The sequence below is a fragment of the Bartonella sp. AP4SXKL genome, from assembly GCF_042195845.1.
In the GTDB taxonomy this organism is placed as follows: domain Bacteria; phylum Pseudomonadota; class Alphaproteobacteria; order Rhizobiales; family Rhizobiaceae; genus Bartonella.
The window spans coordinates 14,780-22,165 of the sequence record NZ_JBHIPA010000014.1 but is presented as its reverse complement, the minus strand read 5'-3'; the positions used below and the strand labels follow the sequence as shown (position 1 = coordinate 22,165).

Here is a 7,386-nt window from a genome sequence, read left to right as displayed (position 1 = left end):
TTCTTTGGAACTTCAGCAACCATTGCTTCTGTTGTGATCAGAAGGCTCGCAATTGAAGCCGCATTCTGAAGAGCAGAACGCAAAAACTTTCACGGGATTAACAATTCTTGAAAGCAATCAAATCACCAAATTCACCGGTTGAAAAACATGAAAAAGCATAAAAAAACGGGCACAGAAGGCCCGTTTCTTTATTACGTCTAGGAATAAGAGCTTAGAAATCCATTCCGCCCATTCCACCCATTCCGCCAGCAGGCATCGGAGGCATTAGTGTATCTTTCTTTGGAACTTCAGCAACCATTGCTTCTGTTGTGATCAGAAGGCTCGCAATTGAAGCCGCATTCTGAAGAGCAGAGCGCACAACTTTCACAGGATCAACAATTCCCAAAGCAATCAAATCACCGAATTCACCAGTTGCGGTATTGTAACCATAAGTGTCAGCATTATTTTCCAGCACTTTGCCCACAATAATAGCGGCTTCTTCACCAGCATTGCTTGCAATCTGGCGCGCTGGTGCTTGTAGAGCACGACGAACGATACTAATACCAGCTTCTTGGTCAGGATTACTTCCCTTAACGGTCAACGCATTTGCTGCACGCAACAATGCGGTACCACCTCCAGCAACAATACCTTCTTCAACAGCAGCACGTGTTGCATTCAAAGCATCATCAACACGGTCTTTCTTTTCTTTCACTTCAACTTCTGTTGCACCACCCACACGGATAACAGCAACACCACCAGCGAGTTTAGCAAGTCTTTCTTGCAATTTTTCACGGTCATAGTCAGAAGTTGTTTCTTCAATCTGAGCCTTGATTTGATTGACGCGAGCAGTAATTTCAGCCTTTTGTCCAGCACCATCAATAATGGTGGTGTTTTCTTTAGAAATATTCACTTTCTTTGCACGTCCAAGCATATCCAAAGTGACATTTTCAAGTTTAATGCCCACATCTTCAGAAATAACCTGTCCGGATGTCAAGATAGCGATATCCTCTAACATTGCTTTACGACGGTCACCAAATCCAGGAGCTTTTACAGCAGCAATTTTCAAACCACCACGCAATTTGTTGACAACGAGCGTTGCCAAAGCTTCACCTTCCACATCTTCAGCGATAATGAGAAGTGGTTTTCCAGACTGAACAACAGCTTCAAGCACAGGAAGAAGAGATTGCAAATTAGACAATTTCTTTTCGTGAATGAGAATGTAAGGATCATCAAGATCAGCGACCATTTTCTCAGCATTTGTGACAAAATAAGGGGAAAGATACCCACGGTCAAATTGCATTCCTTCAACGACTTCTAATTCCGTTTCAGCGGTTTTAGCTTCTTCCACGGTAATGACGCCTTCATTGCCCACTTTTTCCATAGCATCAGCGATCATTTTACCGATTTCAGCAGCGCCATTAGCGGAAATTGTTCCCACCTGTGCAATTTCTGCTGAAGTTTGGATTTTTTTTGCTTTTTTGAAGAGGTTTGCCACCACTTCTTCAACAGCAGCATCAATCCCACGTTTAAGATCCATTGGGTTCATGCCCGCAGCAACAGCTTTAACACCTTCTTGCACAATAGCTTGTCCTAAAACAGTTGCTGTTGTTGTTCCATCACCAGCGATATCATTGGTTTTAGAAGCAACTTCGCGCAACATTTGTGCACCCATATTTTCGAACTTATCTTCCAGTTCGATTTCCTTTGCAACGGATACACCATCTTTTGTGATACGAGGCGCACCGAATGATTTATCAATCACCACATTGCGACCTTTAGGGCCGAGTGTCACCTTAACAGCATTAGCAAGGATGTCGACACCGCGCAACAAACGCTCACGCGCTTCACGGCCAAATTTGACTTCTTTAGCAGCCATTTAATTTCTCCTTGGAGTTTTCTCAAAATAGTACACAATGAAAAACTAAGTGCTTCAATTAGCCCATAATTCCCATAATGTCAGATTCTTTCATGATGAGGAGGTCTTCCCCATTAATCTTGACTTCAGTTCCAGACCATTTTCCAAACAAAATACGGTCTCCTGTTTTGACTTCTAAAGGCACGCGCTTTCCGTTATCATCGAGAGCGCCATTGCCAACAGCAATCACTTCGCCTTCTTGGGGTTTTTCTTTTGCTGTATCAGGGATGATAATCCCACCAGCCGTTTTATTTTCAGATTCAACCCGACGGACAACGACACGGTCGTGAAGTGGGCGGAATTGTATATTAGCCATGTTTTAAATCCTTAAAACTGAACATAATTGAATTAATCTTAAAAGTTCTTGCTAGCACTCTCAAATTACGAGTGCTAGCATGTGTTAGATATAAAATCGGCATCTCTCAATGTCAAGAATAGCCATAAAAATAATTTCTCTAAATGAAGCTTCAAAGTCTTGCCTCTTATTGCACTTTCGCGTTATCTATCTTTTTTGAGAACCCGTGAACAAAAAAGGATCTTATCATGGTTGAAACACGTCAGGAAACGGATAGCTTTGGAACGATTTCGGTACGTCAAGATCGTTATTGGGGCGCACAAACTGAACGTTCTCTGCATAATTTTAATATTGGCAGTGAAAAGCAGCCTCTTGCCATCATCTATGCCTTAGTCCTTGTCAAAAAAGCAGCAGCGATTGTAAATATGGGCAAAGGAAAACTACCAGAAAATATTGGAAAAGCAATTATTGCCGCCGCTGATGAAGTGCTTGCTGGCGATTTTGATACGCATTTTCCACTGTCCGTCTGGCAAACAGGTTCTGGCACACAAAGCAATATGAATGTCAATGAAGTCATTGCTAATCGTGCTAGTAAGATTTTGGGAGGAAAACTTGGAAGCAAAAAACCAGTTCATCCCAATGACCATGTCAACATGAGCCAATCATCGAACGATTCCTTTCCCACGGCGCTTCACATTGCCACCACGTTGCAAACACGCCAACACTTACTGCCAATCCTTGAAGCTCTTATTGCGACATTAAAACAAAAAGAGCAAGAATTTGCAGATATCATTAAAATCGGCCGCACCCATACGCAAGATGCAACCCCTTTAACCTTAGGGCAAGAATTTTCAGGCTATCGTGCCGCATTAGAAGCCAATTTTCAGCGTATTGAAAATGCTCTAACCGATGTCCAAATGCTTGCTCAAGGTGGTACGGCTGTTGGCACAGGGCTGAATGCGCCAAAAGGTTTTGACGTTGCTTTTGCGCAAACAGTGAGCACTCTCACAGAAATAACGTTCCAAACTGCCAGCAATAAATTTGAAGCACTTGCCCATCATGGTGCCCTTGCGCATTTCCACGGGAGCTTGAATGCTCTCGCTGCTGATCTGTTTAAAATTGCCAATGACATTCGGTTTTTAGGCTCTGGTCCACGTTCCGGTTTAGGGGAACTCAGTCTTCCTGAAAATGAACCAGGCTCTTCTATTATGCCCGGCAAAGTCAACCCCACGCAATGTGAAGCCTTAACCATGGTTGCATGCCAAGTTTTTGGTAATCACACCAGCGTAACCTTTGCCGCAAGCCAAGGACATTTTGAACTCAACGTTTATAAACCTGTTATTGGCTATAACGTTTTACAATCAATTACCCTTCTTGGTGATTGCATGCGTTCTTTTGATATGCATTGCATTCAAGGATTACGGGCCAATCGTGTTCATATTCACTCACTCATGGAGCGCTCACTCATGTTAGTCACAGCTCTTGCACCAGAAATTGGCTATGAAAAAGCTGCTGAAATTGCCAAAGCAGCGCATAAAAATGATACAACTTTGCGCACCGAAGCATTAAAAGCAGGCGTTTTTGTAGAGGATTATGACCGATTAGTTGATCCTAAAAAGATGATTGCTCCCCAATAAACAACCCACTAAAAAAGATGCAAACATCTTAAAACAAATCTTTCTGTCAAAAGATCGGGGTGTAAACACCCCGATGATGACCGATAACAATTACCCACAGCGTTCATTTTAGGCTCTGAGCCGCATTTATGCTATGGGTGTTTTTGTTGCTTATATTGTACTTAAAAGGCACAACGGTTTTGCAAAGGCATGGATAGTCATAGCTCAACACCCAATGGCTATACTGGCAGAAAGTGATTTAAATGGATATGACCTTAAGGTGTTTTTCATTCTAGCTTCGCGTTTTGATTTTGAAAATCTATTAGCTATCAACCAAACAGAATGAGCTCAAAAAAATCGGTATTATCGGTATTAATAGACATAATTTCAATCAAAGTATAAAAAGATTAATGAATTCATCGTAGTTACGCTTTACAATGTTATCATTATTGATAACATTGGGTAGATAACTCTTATCTCAATGAGATAATGTGTTTATTTATAATGATAATCTAGCGTTATCCATATTGAACGAGAATCCTAAATACCGTAAGATTTTCTCATTTTAAATCGGTCCCATGTTGCATCAATCAAAATCACTGACTTGCACATCACAAACGCAATGAATATGTGAATAGAAATTGTATCCGATAAGAACTACAAACGCCTCTAATGAACCACCTCAAGTGCCAAGGACTGTCACAACGGACAAAGGGGCCTCTGTCACAACATTGTGGAGAGGACTGTCACAACAACCCCACGAACTGGCAAATATAGTAATGGTACCGGCGTGCTCCTTTATGAAGCGTAAAAGAGATGCTCAATAGATTTATTATTATACCATTCACAATCGCTGTCATGAAATGGGTTTAGGAACATTGAGAAATGTCTCTTTTATGAAGCGTGAAGATGGGAGTGCTCAATAGATTTATTATTATATCATTCACAATCGCTGTCATGAAATGGGTTTAGGAACATTGAGAAATGTCTCTTTTATGAAGCGTGAAGATGGGGGTGCTCAATAGAGGAACAGCTGTTGGAACAAAATTCAATGCACCGAAAGGTTTTGACCTTTGCTGAAACAATCAGCTCTCTAACGGGGATATCCTTGACAGCTCGCAAGAAATTGGAGGCATTTGCCCATTATAGCGCCCTCACCCATTTCCACAAAAACCTGAATGGCACGCGCTAATCTCTTTAAAATCGCCAACGACATTCAGTTTTTAGGCTTTCATCCACGTTCCTGCTTTAAGTGAACGGAACGGAGAGTTTATCCGTTTTACATGGCGCATAAGAAACCTCATGAGACTTGAGATTCTCGCACTTTACTCCTTCTGATTCTTCGTATTCCATTCAATCAATCAAAACTATTCGCTTAGATTATTATAAGCAAAAGTGGCATATAGATAAAAAAGAAATAAAGTCGCTCATCCCCTCAAGTGCTCAAAAGGCTATCGCAATACAAAGCTATGCAATATCAGAAACGAGCAAAGAATATGATGGTGCCAATATGCATTTTTTACGATCAATTGAATATTTAAGCACATTGGTGTCAATCATAATGGATAATACATTTAATAACAAAAAGTGTTTTAATATATATAAAGTAATATTTTTTTAACAAATAGAAAGCTTGTTTACTATACTATAATTTTTTCTAAAACACAGAGAACACTGAAAGAGTATATAAAAATACTGAAAAATCAATATAAACGCGGGATAATAGCATGAAAACAAGTTTCAAGAACGCTTAAATATGGATAATTATAGAGTTTTTGAATGTTTTAGTTTTCATAATGATATTAAATATAGATTTTTTTAACCAATTTGTATATAATACGATTTGTATCTGAAATAAATTGGGGACGTTTTTATGAAAACAAAATGTTTAGTTGCACTATCTATTTTCACCTTCATTACCGCTTCAACAGCGCAAGCAGCAGATACAGTAATCTTTAAGCAATCAGAACCGAAGGTTTCATTGCAAGATGTTTCATCGTCACGTATTTCACCGGTTACTGTTTCTGCGCCTTTTTCTTGGTCTGGTTTTTATTTTGGAGGACAAATTGGATATTTTTCCAATAAAAATACTCTAAATTATGCACAAGAAGCCAGGGACGGAAAATGGGCTTTGGTTGATAGAGATTTATCACCGAAACTATCAGGATTGAGAGCAGGTTTGTATGCAGGTTCTAATATTGATCTGGGAGATCTTGTTTTCAGTTTTGATACCGATATGGTCTGGTCTGGGAGGAAAAGCACCCAAACAGACAATGGAAAGAAAATTCTAGATGAATCAAACTCCATTAACATTGCCTTTAAAAAAGCTGGGATTCCTATCATAAAACCTGCAGCTCAGGGTGAAACGATATCCAACTATGGTGACATTGTTGTTAGCAGTGTAACATTGAAAGAAACGTGGTCTGGTGCCACGCGCGCGCGCATTGGTTTTGCTTCCCATCGTCTTATGCCTTATATTGCAGGGGGTATAGCCTATAGACAGATGCAATATATCATGTCACTTTTATCAAAATCGCAAGAAGATTCGACAATTTTTGCTTCTGGCAATGTGTTAGATGAGACAAAAACAATGTTTGGTTACACTGTTGGTGGTGGTTTTGATCTTGCAATGACAGATAATATCATTATGCGGACAGAATATCGTTATTCAGATTTTTTTAAAAAGAAATTTGCAAACGATAACCTTAAAATCTCTTCTCAAACGCATGATGTTCGCTTTGGTATCGCTTATAAATTCTAAGTTTTTTAGAAAAGTTGAACGATTAAAAAACCCTGTTAAAAACGGGGTTTTTTAATGCCCCTTTCCCCCTAAAAAGACGTAGATTCTAAAAACCTGTACTAAACTGTAAACAAATAGTCACGAAACAATAAAGCCTCTCCCTCTCTTAAAGCAAATTTCTATCCTCTCAGCCTTTCATGTAATGCCTTTGGAATATAAAAGCTTTACCATCATACCACTGGGCGCCATCGTAAAATAAATGAGAGCCGTTATTTAAGAGATATTTCTTTAAAATAAATATGGATATTGTGCATCAATTGCAGTTTTATAAGATGATGTTGACTTGGCCTCCCCGCTCTTAAAGGATAAAGATTCTAAACACCCATTTTTAAACACCATGTCCGTTTATAAAAGCACAAAAACCCTTGGAGACTCTTGGGGGATATTGGGGGATATTGGGCGGGCTTCTTTGGGCTCCTCCTCATGGAATGCCCTTAAATCTCAAGCAAGACAAACACTGAAGAATATCCAACACACACCGAAAAAAATACTGTAACGTTTCAAGGAAGTATGCCCTATATGACCACACTTCAAACAACAGTATTTTACCGCTATTATATGCCAAGAGTGGAGAGAGAATATTGCGGTTCTCTGTTTATGTAATTTCTATAACGGGGAGACAGCTTCATTTAGGGAGCACATGAAGTTGTCAAGGTAAAAACCAATTTCCAATCTTACCATTTCCCTCTGCTTTACGACTTTCAAAAGCCTCTAAAGCATAATCTTTTAAGCCTCTCATGCTCCTGTCTTTTAAAGAGAGGAGATTACACATTGCCCCATG

The 7,386-nt window shown here is 39.7% G+C and carries 5 protein-coding genes and 1 pseudogene; 4 read left to right on the top strand and 2 right to left on the bottom strand.

The window, feature by feature from the left end; genetic code table 11:
• Positions 1-211: 211 nt before the first annotated feature.
• A complete protein-coding gene (gene groL, locus ACFIMI_RS07740) occupies positions 212-1,855 on the bottom strand; it encodes a chaperonin GroEL (protein WP_375692413.1) in 1,644 nt (547 codons plus the stop codon).
• A gap of 58 nt (positions 1,856-1,913) precedes the next feature.
• A complete protein-coding gene (groES, locus tag ACFIMI_RS07735; RefSeq protein ID WP_005774667.1) occupies positions 1,914-2,210 on the bottom strand; it encodes a co-chaperone GroES in 297 nt (98 codons plus the stop codon).
• Positions 2,211-2,437: 227 nt separating this feature from the next.
• Between groES and fumC the strand changes: the two genes are divergently transcribed.
• The 4 genes and pseudogenes from fumC to ACFIMI_RS07715 all read left to right on the top strand — a co-directional run bounded on the left by fumC (position 2,438) and on the right by ACFIMI_RS07715 (position 6,566).
• On the top strand, positions 2,438-3,826 hold the full coding sequence (gene fumC, locus ACFIMI_RS07730; RefSeq protein WP_375611602.1) for a class II fumarate hydratase: 1,389 nt from the start codon (positions 2,438-2,440) through the stop codon (positions 3,824-3,826).
• Positions 3,827-3,959: 133 nt separating this feature from the next.
• Positions 3,960-4,151 (top strand): hypothetical protein, encoded by a 192-nt coding sequence (locus ACFIMI_RS07725; protein ID WP_375692412.1) that lies wholly within the window; start codon positions 3,960-3,962, stop codon positions 4,149-4,151.
• A 680-nt stretch (positions 4,152-4,831) separates the two neighbouring features.
• A pseudogene (locus ACFIMI_RS07720) lies at positions 4,832-5,049 on the top strand (lyase family protein); the annotation flags it as partial.
• Positions 5,050-5,678: 629 nt separating this feature from the next.
• A complete protein-coding gene (locus ACFIMI_RS07715) occupies positions 5,679-6,566 on the top strand; it encodes an outer membrane protein (RefSeq protein ID WP_375630099.1) in 888 nt (295 codons plus the stop codon).
• Positions 6,567-7,386 lie beyond the last annotated feature (820 nt).